The 16,354-nt window shown below is 70.0% G+C and carries 25 protein-coding genes; 22 read left to right on the top strand and 3 right to left on the bottom strand.

The genetic code is table 11. The features are described 5' to 3' along the window. Positions 1-10: 10 nt before the first annotated feature. The 11 genes from B3Z70_RS01065 (at position 11) to B3Z70_RS01015 (ending at position 7,804) form a co-directional block, all read left to right on the top strand. A complete protein-coding gene (locus tag B3Z70_RS01065) occupies positions 11-583 on the top strand; it encodes a TetR/AcrR family transcriptional regulator (RefSeq protein ID WP_292022109.1) in 573 nt (190 codons plus the stop codon). Continuing rightward, positions 580-918, top strand: a complete 339-nt coding sequence (locus tag B3Z70_RS01060) for a DMT family transporter (RefSeq protein ID WP_292022107.1) — start codon at positions 580-582, stop codon at positions 916-918. Before B3Z70_RS01065 ends, B3Z70_RS01060 begins: the two co-directional genes overlap by 4 nt. Positions 919-958: 40 nt before the next feature. After that, positions 959-1,420, top strand: coding sequence for a YcgN family cysteine cluster protein (locus B3Z70_RS01055; RefSeq protein WP_292022105.1), 462 nt, complete (start codon positions 959-961; stop codon positions 1,418-1,420). 116 nt (positions 1,421-1,536) lie between these two features. After that, entirely contained in the window at positions 1,537-1,977 is a 441-nt protein-coding gene (locus tag B3Z70_RS01050) for a hypothetical protein (protein ID WP_292044447.1), read from the top strand. Continuing rightward, positions 1,928-3,121 (top strand): DNA-packaging protein, encoded by a 1,194-nt coding sequence (locus tag B3Z70_RS01045; protein ID WP_409514367.1) that lies wholly within the window; start codon positions 1,928-1,930, stop codon positions 3,119-3,121. The genes B3Z70_RS01050 and B3Z70_RS01045 overlap by 50 nt, the downstream gene beginning before the upstream one ends. A gap of 178 nt (positions 3,122-3,299) precedes the next feature. Next, positions 3,300-3,587: a spike base protein, RCAP_Rcc01079 family gene (locus B3Z70_RS01040; protein WP_292021808.1), complete on the top strand. Its 288-nt coding sequence runs from the start codon at positions 3,300-3,302 to the stop codon at positions 3,585-3,587. After that, a complete protein-coding gene (locus tag B3Z70_RS01035; RefSeq protein WP_292021806.1) occupies positions 3,587-4,714 on the top strand; it encodes an SGNH/GDSL hydrolase family protein in 1,128 nt (375 codons plus the stop codon). The genes B3Z70_RS01040 and B3Z70_RS01035 overlap by 1 nt, the downstream gene beginning before the upstream one ends. Positions 4,715-4,752: 38 nt before the next feature. Next, on the top strand, positions 4,753-5,823 hold the full coding sequence (locus tag B3Z70_RS01030; protein ID WP_292021804.1) for an acyltransferase family protein: 1,071 nt from the start codon (positions 4,753-4,755) through the stop codon (positions 5,821-5,823). Between the two features lie 126 nt (positions 5,824-5,949). Next, positions 5,950-7,122: a phage portal protein gene (locus tag B3Z70_RS01025; RefSeq protein WP_292021802.1), complete on the top strand. Its 1,173-nt coding sequence runs from the start codon at positions 5,950-5,952 to the stop codon at positions 7,120-7,122. Then, entirely contained in the window at positions 7,119-7,349 is a 231-nt protein-coding gene (locus B3Z70_RS01020) for a hypothetical protein (protein ID WP_292021801.1), read from the top strand. The genes B3Z70_RS01025 and B3Z70_RS01020 overlap by 4 nt, the downstream gene beginning before the upstream one ends. Further along, entirely contained in the window at positions 7,349-7,804 is a 456-nt protein-coding gene (locus B3Z70_RS01015; RefSeq protein WP_292044523.1) for an HK97 family phage prohead protease, read from the top strand. The genes B3Z70_RS01020 and B3Z70_RS01015 overlap by 1 nt, the downstream gene beginning before the upstream one ends. Here the strand turns inward: B3Z70_RS01015 and B3Z70_RS01010 are convergent. Continuing rightward, positions 7,791-8,594 carry a hypothetical protein gene (locus B3Z70_RS01010; RefSeq protein ID WP_292044445.1) on the bottom strand — a complete coding sequence of 268 codons (804 nt, stop codon included), beginning with the start codon at positions 8,592-8,594 and terminating at the stop codon, positions 7,791-7,793. The two genes, B3Z70_RS01015 and B3Z70_RS01010, sit on opposite strands and share 14 nt — an antisense overlap. Before the next feature lie 89 nt (positions 8,595-8,683). On the opposite strand from B3Z70_RS01010, the gene B3Z70_RS01005 reads away from it, so the two are divergent. From B3Z70_RS01005 to B3Z70_RS00970, 8 genes are all read left to right on the top strand, one after another. Continuing rightward, positions 8,684-9,910, top strand: a complete 1,227-nt coding sequence (locus B3Z70_RS01005) for a phage major capsid protein (RefSeq protein WP_292020590.1) — start codon at positions 8,684-8,686, stop codon at positions 9,908-9,910. Between the two features lie 197 nt (positions 9,911-10,107). Next, positions 10,108-10,374, top strand: a complete 267-nt coding sequence (locus B3Z70_RS01000) for a head-tail connector protein (RefSeq protein ID WP_292020592.1) — start codon at positions 10,108-10,110, stop codon at positions 10,372-10,374. After that, positions 10,371-10,667 (top strand): phage head-tail adapter protein, encoded by a 297-nt coding sequence (locus B3Z70_RS00995; protein ID WP_292020593.1) that lies wholly within the window; start codon positions 10,371-10,373, stop codon positions 10,665-10,667. Before B3Z70_RS01000 ends, B3Z70_RS00995 begins: the two co-directional genes overlap by 4 nt. After that, positions 10,664-11,077: a DUF3168 domain-containing protein gene (locus B3Z70_RS00990; RefSeq protein WP_292020594.1), complete on the top strand. Its 414-nt coding sequence runs from the start codon at positions 10,664-10,666 to the stop codon at positions 11,075-11,077. Before B3Z70_RS00995 ends, B3Z70_RS00990 begins: the two co-directional genes overlap by 4 nt. 79 nt (positions 11,078-11,156) lie before the next feature. Then, entirely contained in the window at positions 11,157-11,567 is a 411-nt protein-coding gene (locus B3Z70_RS00985; protein WP_292020595.1) for a phage major tail protein, TP901-1 family, read from the top strand. Between the two features lie 90 nt (positions 11,568-11,657). Continuing rightward, on the top strand, positions 11,658-11,936 hold the full coding sequence (locus tag B3Z70_RS00980; protein ID WP_292020596.1) for a GTA-gp10 family protein: 279 nt from the start codon (positions 11,658-11,660) through the stop codon (positions 11,934-11,936). Next, positions 11,933-12,109, top strand: coding sequence for a phage tail assembly chaperone (locus B3Z70_RS00975; protein ID WP_292020597.1), 177 nt, complete (start codon positions 11,933-11,935; stop codon positions 12,107-12,109). Before B3Z70_RS00980 ends, B3Z70_RS00975 begins: the two co-directional genes overlap by 4 nt. Then, positions 12,099-12,632 carry a phage tail tape measure protein gene (locus B3Z70_RS00970; protein ID WP_292044443.1) on the top strand — a complete coding sequence of 178 codons (534 nt, stop codon included), beginning with the start codon at positions 12,099-12,101 and terminating at the stop codon, positions 12,630-12,632. Before B3Z70_RS00975 ends, B3Z70_RS00970 begins: the two co-directional genes overlap by 11 nt. Before the next feature lie 102 nt (positions 12,633-12,734). Here B3Z70_RS00970 and B3Z70_RS00965 read toward each other — a convergent pair whose 3' ends face one another. Both B3Z70_RS00965 and B3Z70_RS00960 read right to left on the bottom strand, forming a co-directional pair. Continuing rightward, positions 12,735-13,442 (bottom strand): DUF805 domain-containing protein, encoded by a 708-nt coding sequence (locus B3Z70_RS00965; protein WP_292020598.1) that lies wholly within the window; start codon positions 13,440-13,442, stop codon positions 12,735-12,737. 112 nt (positions 13,443-13,554) lie between these two features. After that, the gene (locus B3Z70_RS00960; protein ID WP_292020599.1) at positions 13,555-14,184 is read right to left on the bottom strand and encodes a DUF805 domain-containing protein; all 630 of its coding nucleotides are present in this window, start codon (positions 14,182-14,184) and stop codon (positions 13,555-13,557) included. 84 nt (positions 14,185-14,268) lie between these two features. Here B3Z70_RS00960 and B3Z70_RS00955 point away from each other — a divergent pair, with 84 nt between their 5' ends. From B3Z70_RS00955 to B3Z70_RS00945, 3 genes are all read left to right on the top strand, one after another. Beyond that, on the top strand, positions 14,269-14,883 hold the full coding sequence (locus B3Z70_RS00955) for a DUF2460 domain-containing protein (RefSeq protein WP_292020600.1): 615 nt from the start codon (positions 14,269-14,271) through the stop codon (positions 14,881-14,883). Positions 14,884-15,014: 131 nt separating this feature from the next. Further along, positions 15,015-15,701, top strand: coding sequence for a baseplate hub protein (locus B3Z70_RS00950; protein WP_292020601.1), 687 nt, complete (start codon positions 15,015-15,017; stop codon positions 15,699-15,701). Positions 15,702-15,877: 176 nt separating this feature from the next. Continuing rightward, positions 15,878-16,351 (top strand): NlpC/P60 family protein, encoded by a 474-nt coding sequence (locus B3Z70_RS00945; protein WP_292020604.1) that lies wholly within the window; start codon positions 15,878-15,880, stop codon positions 16,349-16,351. The last annotated feature ends 3 nt before the right edge of the window (positions 16,352-16,354 follow it).

The following is a 16,354-nucleotide window of genomic DNA, read 5'->3' as shown; positions in this document are numbered from 1 at the left end:
CGGAATGGATATGATCACACGCCGCCGCGCGCCCGACGACACCCGCGCCGAAATCATCGAAAAGGCGCTGGAGGTGGCGGCGGAGCTGGGGGCGTCGGGCTTTACGCTGGATGCGGTGGCGGCGCGCACGACGGTCAGCAAGGGCGCCCTGCTGCACCATTTCCCCAGCAAGATCGCGCTGTTGGAAGGGATGGTCGATCATCTGGGGCGGATGCACACGGACATGATCCTGGCCGAGGCCGCGCGCGATCCCGAACCCTATGGCCGCAATGCGCGCGCCTATCTGAGGGCCACGGTGAACGAGCCGGTGACGCCGCAAGACGTCAGCATCGGCCGGGTCATCATGGCCGCCTGCGCCATCGATCCCGGGCTGGCCCAGCGCTGGAACAACTGGATCGACAAGGTGAAGATCGACGATCCATGCGATCCGGTCGGGGCCGACGACGCCCTGATGCTGAGGCTGATCGCGGACGGGCTGTGGATGTCGGACCTGTTCGGGACGCACCGGGTTTCGCCGGAGCAGAGGCAGGCGCTGCTGTCGCTGCTGACGCCCGGCCATCCGATCACGGCCAACGACGCATGAGCCCGACGACATGGATGGCGCTGCTGGGCGCCATCGGGCTGGAGGTGGCGGGGACCAGTCTGCTGCAGGCCTCGGCGCAGTTCACGCGGGCCTGGCCCACGGCGGGGATGGCGGTCTGCTACGGCCTGGCCTTCTATCTGCTGTCGATCGCGCTGAGGCAGATGCCGGTGGGGATCGCCTATGCGATCTGGAGCGGGCTGGGGGTGGTGCTGATCTCGGCAGTCGGGACGGTGGTCTTTCGCCAGCGGCTGGACCCGCCGGCCATCGCGGGGCTGGCGATGATCGTCGGCGGGGTGCTGGTGATCAACCTGTTCTCCCGAACCGTGGGGCATTGAGGCCGCGACAGCGCCCGAATGGGCGCGTATGAGGCCCGCCATGCAAGCCTACTGGGAAACCAAGACCCTGGACGAGATGTCGCCGACCGAGTGGGAGGCGTTGTGCGACGGGTGCGGGCTGTGCTGCGTGATCCGGTTCGAGGACGAGGATACGGGCGAGGTCATTCCGACGCGGGTGCATTGCAAGCTGTTCGATTCGAAGGCCTGTTCCTGCTCGGACTATGCCAACCGCAAGGCCCAGGTGCCGGACTGCATCAAGCTGACGCCCGGCAATATCGAGGCGCTGGCCTGGATGCCCAAGTCCTGCGCCTATCGCCGGCTGCACGAGGGGCGGCCGCTGGCGAAATGGCATCATCTGATCTCGGGCAGTCGCGAGACGGTGCATACGGCGGGCGTGTCGGTGCGGGGGCAGACGATTTCGGAGCTGTCGCTGGCCGAGCCGGAGGACGCGCTGGACTTCGAGGCGCCGGAATGGGCGGTCGAACGCGGGCGCGAGCGATAGGGTAGGCACCCCCAGCCAGCGCAATGTCGCTGGTTGAAACCCAGATAAAACAGACCGTTGGCGAATTATGTAGGCGTTCTTCCGGCCTGAGGACGCTGGTGCGCTATGGTTTGGGCATGGCGGGAAATCGGGATGACGACGAGGGCGGCGGGGACGGCGCTCGCGAAACGGCTGCGTCCTGCGCCGGGTGGATGGAGCCTCTGTTCCTGAAGATGAAGGCCAAGATCGAAGAGGCGACCGAGAGCGTCTGCAAGACGGACGTCACAGAGGCCGGAGCGGCCGAAAAGGTCGCGCGCCAGATCGGCGTGATCGCGCGCTCGGCCAAGGCGGTCGAGGCGATGCGGCTGCTGTGCCTGAGCGACAACGAAGAGGACGAGATGGGTGGACGAACCTACGATCCCGCAGACGACGAGCGAATCCGACAGGAACTGCTGGTCGAATACGAGCGGCTCGACCGGATCATGGAAGAGAAACAGGCCGAAGCCGACGAACGGGCAAGAGCTAAGGCTGCATCGCAATCATGCTCGGCTGCTGAAGCATCAGATAAAGCCGGCTGATCTCGACCTTCGCACCTGGCTGCTGCTGGGTGGACGGGGCTCCGGCAAGACCTTCGCCGGGTCGGTCTGGATCGACAAGATGGCGCGCGACAAGGCGGGCATCGTCCTGGCCCTGGTCGGCCCCGCCCTGCACGACGTGCGCGAGGTGATGGTGGAGGGGGCGTCGGGGATCAAGGCGCTGGCCGAACCGGGCGACCGGCCGCGCTGGGAGGCGGGGCGACGAAGGCTGGTGTGGGACAATCAGTCGGCGGCCTATGCGTTTTCGGCCGAGGATCCCGACAGTCTGAGAGGGCCGCAGTTCCATGCGGCCTGGGCCGACGAATTCTGCGCCTGGCGGCGGCCGGATCTGGTGCTGTCGAACCTGAGGTTCGGGTTGCGGCTGGGGGCCAAGCCGCTGCTGGCGGTGACGACGACGCCCCGGCCGATCCCGGCGCTGCGCAAGCTGATGGCCGAGAGCGGGACGGTGACGGAGCGGGCCGAGACGGCGCTGAACGCGCACAATCTGTCGCCGGGGTTCCTGGCGCATCTGAACGACGTCTATGGCGGCACGCGACTGGCGGCGCAGGAGCTGGAGGGGCTGGTGGTCGAGGGCGAGGGGGCCTTGTTCTCCATCGAAGAGTTGAAGCAGGCCAGGGGCGCGCGGCCGCCCGAACTGGACCGGGTGGTGGTGGCGGTCGATCCGCCGGCGACCGCGCGGGGCGACGCCTGCGGCGTGGTGGTGGTCGGGCGGCGGGACGGCAAAGCCTTCGTCCTGGCCGACCGGACGGTCAGGGGGCGCTCGCCCAGCGGCTGGGCCGCCGTGGTCTGTCAGGCGGCGCGCGAGTTCGGCGCGCACGAGGTGATCGCCGAGGGCAATCAGGGCGGCGACATGGTGCGCGCGGTCCTGGGGGCCAGCGACTGTCCGGCCAAGATCGAGATGGTCCACGCGACCCGCTCCAAGGCCGCGCGGGCCGAGCCGGTGGCGCTGCTGTACGAACAGGGACGGGTGATCCACTGCGAGGCCTTTTCGGCCCTGGAGGAGGAGATGCTGGCCCTGGGGTCCGAAGGCGGACCCAGCCCCGACCGGGCCGACGCCCTGGTGTGGGGGATCACGCGGCTGATGCTGGAGGCGCGTTCGGCCGGGCCGAGGGTGCGGGGGCTGTAACAGGCTTTTCCCTCACCGTTGCGGGGAGGGTGGTCGCGAAGCGACCGGGTGGGGGCGGTTAGGCAGGATCGCTTAGATCGGTGGCGGGTCGGCTTGTCGTACCCACCCGGCTTCGCCTTCGGCTCAGCCACCCTCCCCGTTGCGGGGAGGGAGATTTTTGAATGACAGGAGAGACGATATGCCGGCCATTCCCGAGCGGGACGGATTGCTGAGCCATGGGCGCGAGGCCGGGGGACCGGCCAGGCGGGCGGCGGCGGTGACGCCCAGCGATACGGCGGACCTGAACGCCTACGCCAAGGCGCTGTATGTCGGGGCGGCGGGCAATGTCCGGGTGCTGACGGTCGGCGCCGAGGATGGAGAGCCCGTGACCTTCGCCAACCATCCGGTCGGCTGGCTGCCGGTGCAGGTGCGCCGGGTGCTGGCGACGGGCACGACGGCCGGCCAGATCGTGGCGGCGTTCGACTGATGCCGGGATTGGGGGTCGGGGCGGCGTCGGCGGCGCCGGGCGGGGTGCTGGGTCGGACGCGGTTCGCCGTGCCGGACCTGCCGGCCTGGTCCGCGGCGGTGCGGACGATGCAGGCGGGCGGGCGCGAGGCGCGACTGCTGTGCATCGGCGACAGCGTGACGCAAGGGTTTGGCGGGGCCGCCGGCGGCTGGACGCCCAACGCCAGGGCCGGCGCCTGGCCCGAACGATTGGCGATGCTGATGGCCGGACGAGGGCTGCCGACGTCGGCGGCGTCCGTGGCGGGCGCGGGCGGGGCGGATGGCGCCAGCGGCGGCTATCCGGCCTATGATCCGCGCGTGACGCTGGGCGCAGGATGGAGCGTCAATGCGCTGGCGGGGCTGGGCGGGAAGCTGTTTTCCGGCGCGGCGGGTTCGACCGGCGGATGGAGTTTCCAGCCCGACGGGCCGGTCGATCGGTTCGATCTGTGGGCGGTGACGAACACGGCGCTGGGCGTTCTGACGGTCGAGACCGACGGGCTGGTGCGGGCCACGGTCAATACGACCAAGGCGGCGTCGATGGAGGCGACGACGGTCGCCTTTCCCGAGACCGGCGGGCCGGTGACGGTGCGCTGGGCCTCGGGCGGGGCGGTGTTCGTGGCGGGCGGCATGGCCTGGCGGTCGGACGCGAAGCGGGCGCGGGTGATCAACGCCGGCTGGGGCGGATCGAAGGTTTCGGACTGGATTACGACGGACCAGCCGTACCGGGCCTATGGATCGCTGCCGGTCGCGGCGGCGGATCTGACGGTGATCGCTCTGACGATCAACGACTGGAATGCGGGGACGGCTGTGGCGACCTACAAGGCGCAGCTGGGGACTTTGGTCGACCGGGCGGCGACGACGGGGGACGTGCTGCTGATGACCGGCTGTCCGTCCGATCCGACCCAGGGCAAGGCGGCCTATGCGACGCAAGGGGCGATCCGCGACGCGGTGTTCGAGGTGGCGGCGGCCAGGGGGCTGGCCACGCCCATCGACGGGGCGGCCCTGTTCGGCGGGGCGTTCGCCGGCGGGCTGATGTTCGATGCGGCCCATCCCAATGCGACGGGGCAGGCGCGGATCGCCGAGGCCGTGCGGGCGCGGACGATGATCTGAGATTGTCGATCCGTCGCGCCGGATGATAGGCGTGGCGGATGGGGGAGCGGTTTTACGGGGTGCAGGCGCTACGGTTCGCGGCGGCGACGGCGGTGGTCGCGGCCCACGCCGTGGACCTGGCCGGGACGCGGCTGGGGCTGGAGACGCTGGCGGGCAACGGGCCGCTGGCGGATTTCGGCGCGGTGGGCGTGGATGTGTTCTTCGTCATCAGCGGCTTCGTCATCGCCATGACGACGCAGGGGCGGTCGGGTCTGGCGGCGGTGGGCGAGTTCCTGTGGCGACGGTTTCGAAGGGTGGCGCCGATCTATTGGCTGCTGTCTCTGCCGATCCTGATCGGCATGGCGCGGGGCGGGACGCTGGGCGCGGAAATGGCGACGGCGACCTTTCTGTTCTGGCCGTTCAGCGGGCTGGAGATGACCTTTCCGGCGCTGGGGCCGGGGTGGACCCTGTGTTTCGAGATGCTGTTCTACGCCGGGTTCGGCCTGAGCCTGGCGGGCGGGCGGCGGGTCGGATGGGGGCTGGTCGGGGCCTATGCGGTCCTGCTGGTCGCCGGGTTCTTTGTGGCGGCGCCGGTGCTGAGGTTCTGGGGCGCGCCGATCGTTCTGAAGTTTCTGCTGGGCGTCGGCATCGCCGGGGCGTGGCGGTCGGCGCCGCGATGGGCCGGGCCGTGGGCGGTCGGTCTGGGGCTGGTCGGCCTGGGGCTGACGCCGGCGTTCGGATATGGGCGGATCGACGGGGTGGAGGCCCTGAACGATCCGGCGACGGGTCTGGCGCGGGTCCTGATCTGGGGCCTGCCCGGCGCCCTGGTGGTGTTCGGCGCGGTGCGGATGGAGCGTCTGGACCGTGCGACGGGACGGCTGGGCCGGGCGGCGGCCTTCATGGGGGATGCGTCCTATTCGATCTATCTGACCCATGTGCTGGTGGTTCGGGCGTTGGGGCGGCTGTTCGAGAGCGGGCTGGTCGCCCTGCCGGGGGATGCGGTGGTGGCGCTGACCGTCGCGGCGAGTCTGGCGGCGGGCGTGACGGTGCATCTGTGGGTGGAGCGCTCGTTGTTGAAGGTGATGACACCCTCTCCCGTTGGGAGAGGGCTTGAGCGTCCGAGAGCGTAGCGATCGGTCAACGCGAAAGGGTGAGGGTCGCGCCCGTGCGCCTTGGCCCACCGGACGACCCTCATCCGGCTCTTCGAGCCACCTTCTCCCACTGGGAGAAGGGACGGGAATTCTTAGGAGATTGCGATGGTTTCGATCCGGTGGCCGTTCGGCCAGGCGGGGCGCAGGGGTGCGCCCGAGGTCAAGGAAAGCCGGGCGGGCGGGGTGATCGCCCTGTCCGGGGTCGGGCGGCCGCGCTGGACGCCCAACGACTATGCCAGCCTGGCGCGCGAGGGCTATCAGAAGAACGCCGTGGCCTATCGCTGCATCCGCATGATCGCCGAGGCGGCGGCGGCTGCGCCGTTCGCGGTGTTCGTGGAGGGGGTGCGCGACGACGCCCATCCGCTGGCCAAGCTGATCCGTCGGCCCAATCCCGAACAGTCGGGGGCGGAGTTGATGGAGGCGGTCTATGGCGCGCTGCAGGTGTCGGGCAACGCCTATGTCGAGGCGACCGGCGATGCGGACGGGGACGGGGCGCCGGACGAGCTGTGGGCGCTGCGGTCGGATCGGGTGAAGGTGGTTCCCGGCCGGTCGGGCTGGCCCGAGGCGTGGGACTATTCGGTCGAGGGGCGTTCGGTCAGGATCGGGCGGGCGGCGGACGGCTGGGCGACGGTGATGCACCTGAAGCTGTGGCACCCGCTGGACGACTGGTACGGGCTGTCGCCGCTGGAGGCGGCGGCGCAAGGGGTGGACGCGCACAATGCCGCGGGCGCCTGGAACAAGGCCCTGCTGGACAATGCGGCGCGGCCGTCGGGGGCGCTGGTCTATGGGGCGCGCAACGGCGAGCGGCTGACGGACGGGCAGTTCGAGGCGCTGAAGGATCAGCTGTCGAACGTCTATGCCGGGGCGACCAACGCCGGACGGCCGATCCTGCTGGAGGGCGGGATGGACTGGAAGCCGCTGAGCCTGACGCCGGCGGAGATGGATTTCACGGCCGGCAAACATGCGGCGGCGCGCGAGATCGCCCTGGCCTTCGGGGTGCCGCCGCAGCTCTTGGGAATACCGGGCGATGCGACCTACGCCAACTATCGCGAGGCCAATGCGGCCTTCTGGCGTCAGACGGTGATCCCGCTGGTCAGGAAGGCGGCCGGGGCGATGACGGGCTGGCTGGGCGAGCGGTTCGTGGGGTGCGAGATCCGGGCGGACCTGGATGCGGTGTCGGCCCTGCAGCCCGAGCGGGATGCGTTGTGGGCGCGGCTGGATGGCGCCAGCTTTCTGACGGACGAAGAGCGTCGGCGGATGGCGGGGTTGGAAGGATGACCGAACATCAAATCCGGCGCGTGCCGACGGCGCTGCTGATCGCGGTGGTCGTGCAGACCATCGGCGGCCTGGTCTGGGCCGGAGGCGCGGCGGCGCGGATCGCGACGCTGGAGCAGCGGGTCGGGGAGCAGAGGCTGGTCGCCGAACGGCTGGCCCGGCTGGAGACGCAGGGCGAGGCGACGGCGGCGGCCGTGGAGCGGATCGAGCGGCGGTTGGAGGGGAAATGATGGATGGTGCAGGCGCTTCTCTCCTCCCCCGCAGGGGGAGGGAGAAATCCGGGCCGCTTGTCATCCAGGGCTACGCCTCCCTGTGGGGCGTGGCGGATCTGAACGGGGACGTGGTGCAGGCGGGAGCGTTCGCCGACAGTGTGGCCCGGACGGGCGCCGGGGGCGTGCGGATGCTGAACCAGCACGATGCGCGGGCGCCGGTCGGCGTGTGGGATCAGATCGTGGAGGATGCGCGCGGCCTGTTCGTGCGCGGCCGGATCGAGGACTGGTCGGCCGAGGCGCGGTTCGCCGGGGCGCTGAGCCGGGCAGGGGCGCTGGATGGTTTGTCGATCGGCTATCGCACCGCGCGGGCGCGGCGTCAGGGACGGTTGCGGGTGCTGAGCGGCGTGGACCTGTGGGAGGTGTCGCTGGTGACGTTTCCCATGCTGCCGGGGGCGAGGTTCAGCGTAGCTTGAGGGCCTGGAAGGCGCCGTTGCGGTCCAGGCGGTCGGCGAGGTCGGCCATCTTGGCGCGGCCCTTGGGACTGTGGATATAGCGCAGGGCCCAGACGGCGACGATCAGGGCGAAGATCCAGCCGGTGTGCAGGGCGATCCGGGCGAACAAAACGGCGAACAGAATGAGGCCGTAGACGCCGAGATAGACCAGAGCCAGCTTGCCGCCGCGCGAGGCGGTGGGGTTGGAGACGCCGGCGAGCATCTCCGCCACGCCGGGCGGGGCGGCGGCGGCGGGCAGGGCGTGGTCCGCCGGCTTCGTCGCCGGGGTCTTGATCGGGGTTTGAGGGCGCGGCTGGGCCGGCGCCGGCGGTCGAGCGGCGGCTTTCGGCCGGGGGACGATCACTTCGGGCGGGCGGCGGGCGGGGCGATACAGGACGGACTGGCCGCGCTCGTCGATGGTGAAGATTTTGCCGAAGGACGTGGTCGAGAAGTCGATGGCGCGGGTGTCCTGGCCATAGCTCTGGCCGTGCAGGGCCATCAGCCGGCCCTGGCGCAGCTCGATCTGGAAGCCGATGGGATCGGGCAGGTCCGCCACCATCGCATGGACCGTGCCGAACAGGCCGGTGGCGTCGGGATTGGCGGTGCGCCGGTCCGCGTCGACCAGAAACTGGGAATAGAGGCCCGCGCCCGTGTTGCGGCGCAGGCCGGGCGAACTGGACGCCGCCTGGGCGGTCAGATCGGGCACGCTGTCGCCCATCTGCCAGGCCATGGCCTCCATGACGGCGCTTTCGAGCGGCGTGAGATGGGACATCAGGCGACGTCTCGAACGACAAAATTATCAAGAAGGCGGTTCACGCCTCGACCCTAACCGCAACGCGCGGTTCTTCAACCGGAGAGATCATGAAAGAGACCAAACAGGCGTCGGGCCAGCCCGAGGCGCGCGAAGTCGTGCGCGAGATGATGACGGCGTTCGAGGCGTTCAAAGGGGCGAACGACGTCCGGCTGGACGAGATCGAGAAGAAGGCGGCGGCCGATGTGCTGCTGGAGGAGAAGGTGGCGCGCATCGACCAGGCGGTGGCGGCGGCCCAGGCGCGGCTGGATCGGGTGATGAGCCAGAGCCGGCGTCCGGTCATTGGGGGCGAGCCGGTCGAGCCGGCGTCTGCGCCGGAGGCCAAGGCGGCGTGGGACGGCTATCTGAAGACGGGTCAATCGGGTGCGCTGGAGGTGAAGGCGGGCCTGTCGGGCGGCGCGACCTCGGGCGGCTATGTCGTGCCGTACGAGACCGAGCGCGCCATCGAGCGGCGTCTGATGGCGGCGTCGCCGATGCGCGAGATCGCCACGGTGCGCACGGTGGCGGCGGGCGTGTTCAAAAAGCCGGTGTCGACGGCGGGCGTGGCCTCGGGCTGGGTGGCGGAAACCGCTGCGCGACCCGAGACCGATCCGGCGACCCTGGCCCTGCTGGAGTTCCCGTCGGCGGATCTTTACGCCAATCCGGCGGCGACCCAGGCCCTGCTGGACGACGCCATGGTCGATCTGGACGAATGGCTGGCGGCCGAGGTCGAGGACGCCTTTGCGGCCCAGGAGACGGCGGCCTTCGTCAATGGCGACGGTGTGAACAAGCCGCGCGGCTTCCTGGCCTATCCCACCGTTGCGGATGCCGGACAGACCTGGGGTCAGATCGGCTATGTGGCGTCGGGGGCTGCCGGTGGGTTCGCTGCCAGCAATCCGGCGGATCGTCTGATCGACCTGATCTATGCGCCCAAGGCCCAGTATCGGCCGAACGGGCGGTTCGTGATGAACCGCAAGACGGTGTCGGCCGTGCGCAAGTTCAAGGACGCGGACGGCAACTACATCTGGCAGCCGGCGACGCGGCTGGGCGAGACGGCGAGCCTGCTGGGCTATCCGGTCACTGAGATCGAGACCATGCCGGACGTGGCGGCCAACAGTCTGTCGATCGCGTTCGGGGACTTCCAGAGGGGGTATCTGATCGTGGATCGGGCGGGGGTGCGGGTGCTGCGCGATCCCTATTCGGCCAAGCCCTATGTGCTGTTCTACACGACCAAGCGCGTGGGCGGCGGGGTGCAGAACTTCGACGCTTTGAAAGTCATGAAGTTCAGCGCGAGCTGAGGCGTTAGCGGCTTTCCCTCCCCCTGCGGGGGAGGGTGGCTGAGGCGCAGCCGAAGCCGGGTGGGGACGGCAGGGCGACCGGACTGGGATCGCTTACCAAGCCTGCGTCCCTACCGGGCCGCCCCCACCCGGTCGCTGCGCGACCACCCTCCCCGAGGCGGGGAGGGAGAATTCTGAGTTCGACAATGGAGATTGCCATGGCGCAACCGGTGACGGCGGCGGAGGCGAAGCTGTTTCTGCGGGTCGAGCATGAGGCCGAGGACGGGCTGATCCAGACCTTCATCGAGGCGGCGCGGGCGCGGGTGGAGGCGGATGTGGGGTTGAGCCTGACGTCCACCTCCCCCGCGCCGCTTAGGCTGGCGATCCTGATGCTGGTGCTGCGGGCCTATGAGCGGGGCGATCCCGACATGGCGGTGGAGCCGGTCGAGGCCTGGATCGCGCCCTATCGCGTGGTGCGGCTGTGAGGGTGCTGACGGGGCTGTTCCAGCCGATGGAGGCCGAGACGCCCTATGGCGGGCGCAGCGTGACGTTCGAGCCGCTGGGGGCGATCTGGCTGAAAGCCGGGACGCGGCGACGGGTCGAGCGCGGCGAGGGCGATCGGCGCCGGTCGGTCGAGACGATGCGGGCCGGGACGCGGGCCGATCCGAGGCTGGCGGTCGGGCGCGTGCTGCGCTTCGGCGGGGCGGACTGGACGATCCGTCTGATCGCGGAGCCGCGGCCGGGACGGGTCGAACTGGAGCTGGAGCGGACGCGATGACGGACCACGAGGGCGCGCTGCAGAAGGCGATGGTGGCGGCGCTGAAGGCCGATCCGGCGCTGTCGGCCCTGATCCAGGGGCGGGTTTACGACCACGCGCCGGAAGGGGCGCTGTGTCCCTATCTGGCGCTGGGGCGGTGCGAGAGCCGGCCTGTGGCGGCGGACGGAGGCGGGGTGGAGCAGCGGCTGACCCTGACGGGCGTGTCGCGCTTCGCCGGGTCGGAAGAGGCCAAGGCGATGGCGGCGGCGGTGCGGGCCTGCCTGCATGAGACGACGCTGGAGGCCGACGGCGTGCGGACGGCGACCCTGAGGGCGACCTTCGCCGACGTCTTTCCGGCCGGGGACGGGCGGCGGACCTATGCGGTGGTGCGGCTGAGGGCGGTGACGGAAGACGTGAGTGGTGATGCGTGAGTCGTGAGCGGCGACGACGCCGGCCGGCGCGCAATCACCCGTCACGAATCACGATTCACGACCAATGGGAGAGACGGAAATGACGGCACAGGCCGGCAAGGACATGCTGCTGAAGATCGAGGGGACGCCTGGTGTGTTCACGACGGTGGCGGGGTTGAGGGCGCGGACGATCTCGCTGAACGCCAGGACGGTGGACGCGACGGACGGCGACAGCGCCGGACGGTGGCGCGAACTGCTGGCCGGCGCAGGCGTGAAGTCGGCGGCGGTGTCGGGGCAGGGCATCTTTCGCGACGCGGCGTCGGACGCGCTGGTGCGCGAAGCCTTCTTCGACCAGGCGGCGAAGCGGTGGCGGCTGATCGTGCCGGACTTCGGCGTGCTGGAGGGGCCGTTCCTGGTCGCGGCGCTGGAATACGCCGGCGAGCACGAGGGCGAGGCGACCTTTGCGCTGAGCCTGGCCAGCGCAGGCGCCATCGGGTTCAGCGCGATATGAAACCTCGTGAATCGTGAATCGTGAGGAGAAGCATCGATCACGCATCACGCATCACGATTCACCGCTCACGAAATCGAAGTTGGAGATGTGATGAACGGGGCGCGGGGTGAAGTGGTCGTTGAAGTCGGCGGCGAACGGCGTCGGGCCTGTCTGACGCTGGGGGCGCTGGCGGAGATCGAGACGGGGCTGGGCGTCGACGGGATGGCGGCCGTGGCGGAGCGAATGAAGGCGCTGTCGGCGAGGGATTTGATGGTGGTGCTGGCGGCGGTGTTGCGCGGGGGTGGTGAGGCGACGCCGGATGTCGCGACGGCCGATCCGCGCGAGGCGGCGGTCGCGGTGGCGCAGGCGTTTGCGGCCGCCGCACGATGACGCCGTGGGGCGAGATGTTGCGGCTGGCGGCGGCGATGGGCGTGGCGCCCGAGGCGTTTTGGCGGCTGTCGCTGAAGGAGTGGCGGATGCTGACGCAGGCGTCGCGCGGGACGGCGCCGCTGGGGCGCGAGGGACTGGCGCGACTGATGGAGGTTTGGCCGGATGGCGGATGAGTTCGGGCGGGACGGGATCGATCAGGTCGCGATCAAGGCCGCCGAGGCCGGGGCGGCGCTGGAGGCGTTGAAGGCGCCGGCGCAGGAGGCGGCTGACGCCATCCAGGACGCCTTCGGACGGGCGGGCGACAGCCTGACGCGGTCGCTGGCGCGGGCGGCGGCGGACGGGGAGGTGTCGCTGGCCGAACTGGCGCGAGCGGTGCTGAACGCGGTCAATGCGGCGGCGGGATCGCAGGGCGGCCCGGGCGGTGGATTGAGCGCCGCGATCCAGGCGGCCATGTCCAGCTTCGGCGGGGCGCGGGCGGAGGGCGGGCCGGTGCTGGGCGGGGGCGCCTATCTGGTCGGCGAGCGCGGACCGGAGGTGTTCCGGCCGGCGACGGGCGGCGAGATCGGGCCGGTCTCGGGCGGCGGGGTGACGGTCAATGTGGCGGTCGACGGCGGGGCGCCGGCCCTGCTGCGGTCCGAGGCGCAGATCGCCCAGATGCTGGCGCGGGCGGTCAGCCTGGGCGCGCGGCGGATGTGATCACGGGTGAAGGGTGAGCGGTGAATCGTGACTGGGATGCAGCGTTGGCAAGCAGGCCGCCTTCCGCTCACGATTCACGCATCACGATTCACCCCTGGAAGCTCACTCGCCCTTGGGGTTCGGGCCGAAGCGGTTTTCGCCCTTCTGGCTGTCGACCAGACCGATCCACAGCAGGAAGGCCAGGCCCAGCAGGCCGGCGATGGCGAACAGACCGAACGCCGGTCCCATCATGCCGAAGACGGCGGCGGGGTTGTTCTCGAAATAATCTTCCGAATAGCCGTTGGCCACGGCGGCGGCGATCATCATGGCGAAGCCGGCGACGAAGGCGATGATCGAGCCGACCCAGGGAATGGCGATCAGCCAGCCGCTCTTGCCCATGTCGTGCAGGCGTTTCACCGAAATGGCCAGGTTCGGCCAGATCAGGACGACGCCGAACAGGTTGATGATCGGAATCCAGCTGATGACGATGTTGACGCCGAACAGGATCAGCCAGCCGATCCAGAAGTGCGAGCGGCGCAGGCGGCCCTCGAACGACAGCATGGCGGACTTGAAGTCGAAGCCCGAACCCGGGGCGCCCACCGCAGCGGAGGCCGCGTAACCGCCGGCGACGCCGGTTGTGGTGGGGGCGCCGGCCAGGATCAGGATCTGGGTGGCGACGGCGCCTTCGGGCACGAAGTCGACGCGCACGCCGGCGGCGGGCACGGCCGGCGACTGAAGCGCGTCGGAGGTGAAGTCGTAACGCGCGCCGTCGTCGCCGCTGATCAGGCCGGCGCCGGTCGTGGCGTCGTAGCTGAGAATTTCACCGCGCACGGAGGTCTCCTTGGTTGTCGCCGCCGAGCGGCAGTTTGCGAGCATCGCCGGACGACGTGCGCCGGGCAAGACTGAAAGGTCAAGCTTGGCGAAGGGTTCCTGAGAATTTCTCTCAAAGTGGGATTTGACCCATGCCTTTCGGCGGCGCGCCGTGGACATTCACGCACGGCTGCGACGGCAGCAGGCTGACGATGAAGACGAACAGGCCGCCCACATAGGGAATGAGGCCGATCAGGATCAGCCAGCCGCTGAGGCCCACGTCGTGGAAACGGCGGATCGTGACGCTGACGCCTGGAATGACGAGGCCGAAATAGACCAGGGCCACGATGCATATCCAAGCGACGGCCCAGGCTTCGATGCCCTGCCCCGTCTCGGCGTCGGCGATGGCCAGACCAATGATCGGCATGAACGACAGCATCAGGATCAGGAACTGAAACAGGGCGAAGGACCAGTATTCCTTGCGCCGGGCGCGGCCGTTCCCGTCGATGTATTTCGTGGTCAGGCAGCGGACGAAATAGCCCCACAGGCCGAGGTCCGGCTCGGGCGCATGGACGACGGGCGGCAAGGGCCCCTCGCGCAGCACCATCAGGCTGACAGCCCGGTCGTCCTGGACGACGAAATCGACGCGACGACCGGGTTCGAGATCGGCGGTCGTCGATGTGAAGGCGTAGCGCAGAAGGTCGTCGCCGCTGATCAGGCCATCGCCGGTCATCGGATCGTAGCTGAGGATTTCGCCGCGCAAGGTCTGTGGTCCCGAGAGGGCGGCCCGAGCGCCGCCGCAAAGATTTGGACCGGGCGAGCGGCATTGCACAACAGGAGAGTGACCATGGGCGCCTTTCACGAGGTGCGGCTGCCGGCGCGACTGGCGTTCGGTTCGACCGGCGGGGTGGAGCGCAGGACCGAGATCACGACCCTGGCCTCGGGGTTCGAGCGGCGGTCGACGCCGTGGGCGCTGGGGCGCAGGCGGTATCTGATCGGGGCGAACCTGAGGTCGCTGGACGACATGGCGGCGCTGACCGCCTTCTTCGAGGCGCGGCGGGGGCGGCTTTACGGGTTTCGGTTCAAGGACTTCGCCGACTTCAAGTCGTGCGCGCCGGGCGGGACGCCGGCGCCAGACGACCAGGCGCTGGGCGTCGGGGATGGGGCGCGGACGGCGTTTGACCTGACCAAGGCCTATGGCGACGTGGCGCGGACGATCGCCAAGCCGGTCGCGAGGTCGGTGCGCGTCGCGGTCGGCGGGGTGGAGACCACGGCCTTCACGGTCGATGTCGCGACGGGGCGGGTGACGCTGGCGAGCGCGCCCGGGGCAGGGGCGCCGGTGACGGCGGGTTTCCTGTTCGACACGCCGGTCCGGTTCGACACGGACCGGATTGAGACGACGCTGGAAAGTTTCGAGGCCGGGCGGATGGCGGCGGTTCCGCTGATCGAGGTGCGGGTGTGAGTGGTGGTGGTGAGTGGTGAGTGAGCCGCCGTCCCGCCTTCGAAACCGCCACGGTCGTTCGCCCTGCTTCGGCGATCCTCGCCACTCACCACTCGCCACTCGTCACTCGCCACGCCTGAGCGAAAGCGAACATGAGACACATACCGGAAGACCTGGCCGCCCGCGTCGAGAGCGGGGCGGCGACGCTTTGTCATGTCTGGCGGCTGACGCGCGTGGACGGCGCGACGATGGGGTTCACCGATCACGACCGCGATCTGGTCATGGATGGGGTGGTCTGTCGCGCCGCCAGCGGTTGGACGGCGGGGGCGGGCGAGAGCGCCGTGGGGTTGGCGGCCGGATCGGTTTCGGCGGCGGGGGCGCTGGACGATTCAGCGATCACCGAGGCGGACGTGGCGGCGGGGTTGTACGACCAGGCGTCGGTCGAGCTGTGGCGCGTGGACTGGACGCAGCCGACGCTGAGGGTGCGGCTGTGGGTCGGCACGCTGGCGCGGATCAGGCGCGAGAACGCCTTTGAGGGCTGTCGCCCATCGGGCGTCCTGAGCGCAGGGACGTTCGTGGCCGAACTTGAGGGACCGCTGGCCAGGCTGGAGCGGGTAGTCGGGCGGACCTATGGGCGGATGTGCGACGCGCGGCTGGGTGACCAGCGGTGCGGGGTTGCGGAGGCGGCGGGACGGGTCTGCGACAAGCGGTGGGAGACCTGCGTCGGAACGTTTGCGAACGGGGCGAACTTTCGCGGCTTCCCCGATGTGCCGGGCGACGATTTCCTGACGGCCTATCCGGCGGGCGGGGCGCGGAACGACGGCGGGAGCCGGCGGTGAGGCGGGAAGACGACCTGATCCTCCACCGCGTAGCGGAGGAGGGGGACCGCGCGCAGCGTGGTGGAGGGGGCGAAAATCCCACGGGTGTCGATCAGGCGGCTTCGAAGGGTGGTTTTGCGTCCGCCCCCTCCACCGCTTCGCGGTCCCCCTCCCCCTTGAACGGGGGAGGATCTGTCGTGGTCGCCGCCGCGCGGTCCTGGCTGGGGACGCCGTATCGTCATCAGGCCAGTGTGAAGGGCGTGGGCGCGGACTGTCTGGGGCTGGTGCGCGGGGTGTGGCGCGCGGTCGTGGGCGAGGAGCCGGAAGTCTTGCCGGCCTATTCGGCGGACTGGGCCGAGGTGGGCGGGCGCGAGACGCTGCTGGAGGCGGCGGGGCGGTGGATGCGGCCGGTGGCGGTCGATCAGATGCGGGCGGGCGACGTGCTGCTGTTTCGGATGTCGCCGGGGGCTGCGGTCAAGCATTGCGCCATCCTGAGCGACGTCGGCGGGCCGGAGCCGAGGATGATCCACGCCTATTGGGGGCGGGCGGTGGTCGAAAGCTGGATGGGGGCGTGGTGGCGAAGGCGGCTGGCCGCCGTGTTCCGCTTTCCTGTCCCCGGTTCGGCCTCGGCGGCGTGCGCCGCCTCGTTGACCGAGGATGACGGAGTTTAAAAG

It is taken from the genome of Brevundimonas sp. UBA6550 (assembly GCF_002434505.1).
Lineage (GTDB): Bacteria > Pseudomonadota > Alphaproteobacteria > Caulobacterales > Caulobacteraceae > Brevundimonas.
This window is presented reverse-complemented; position numbering and strand designations above follow the sequence as displayed.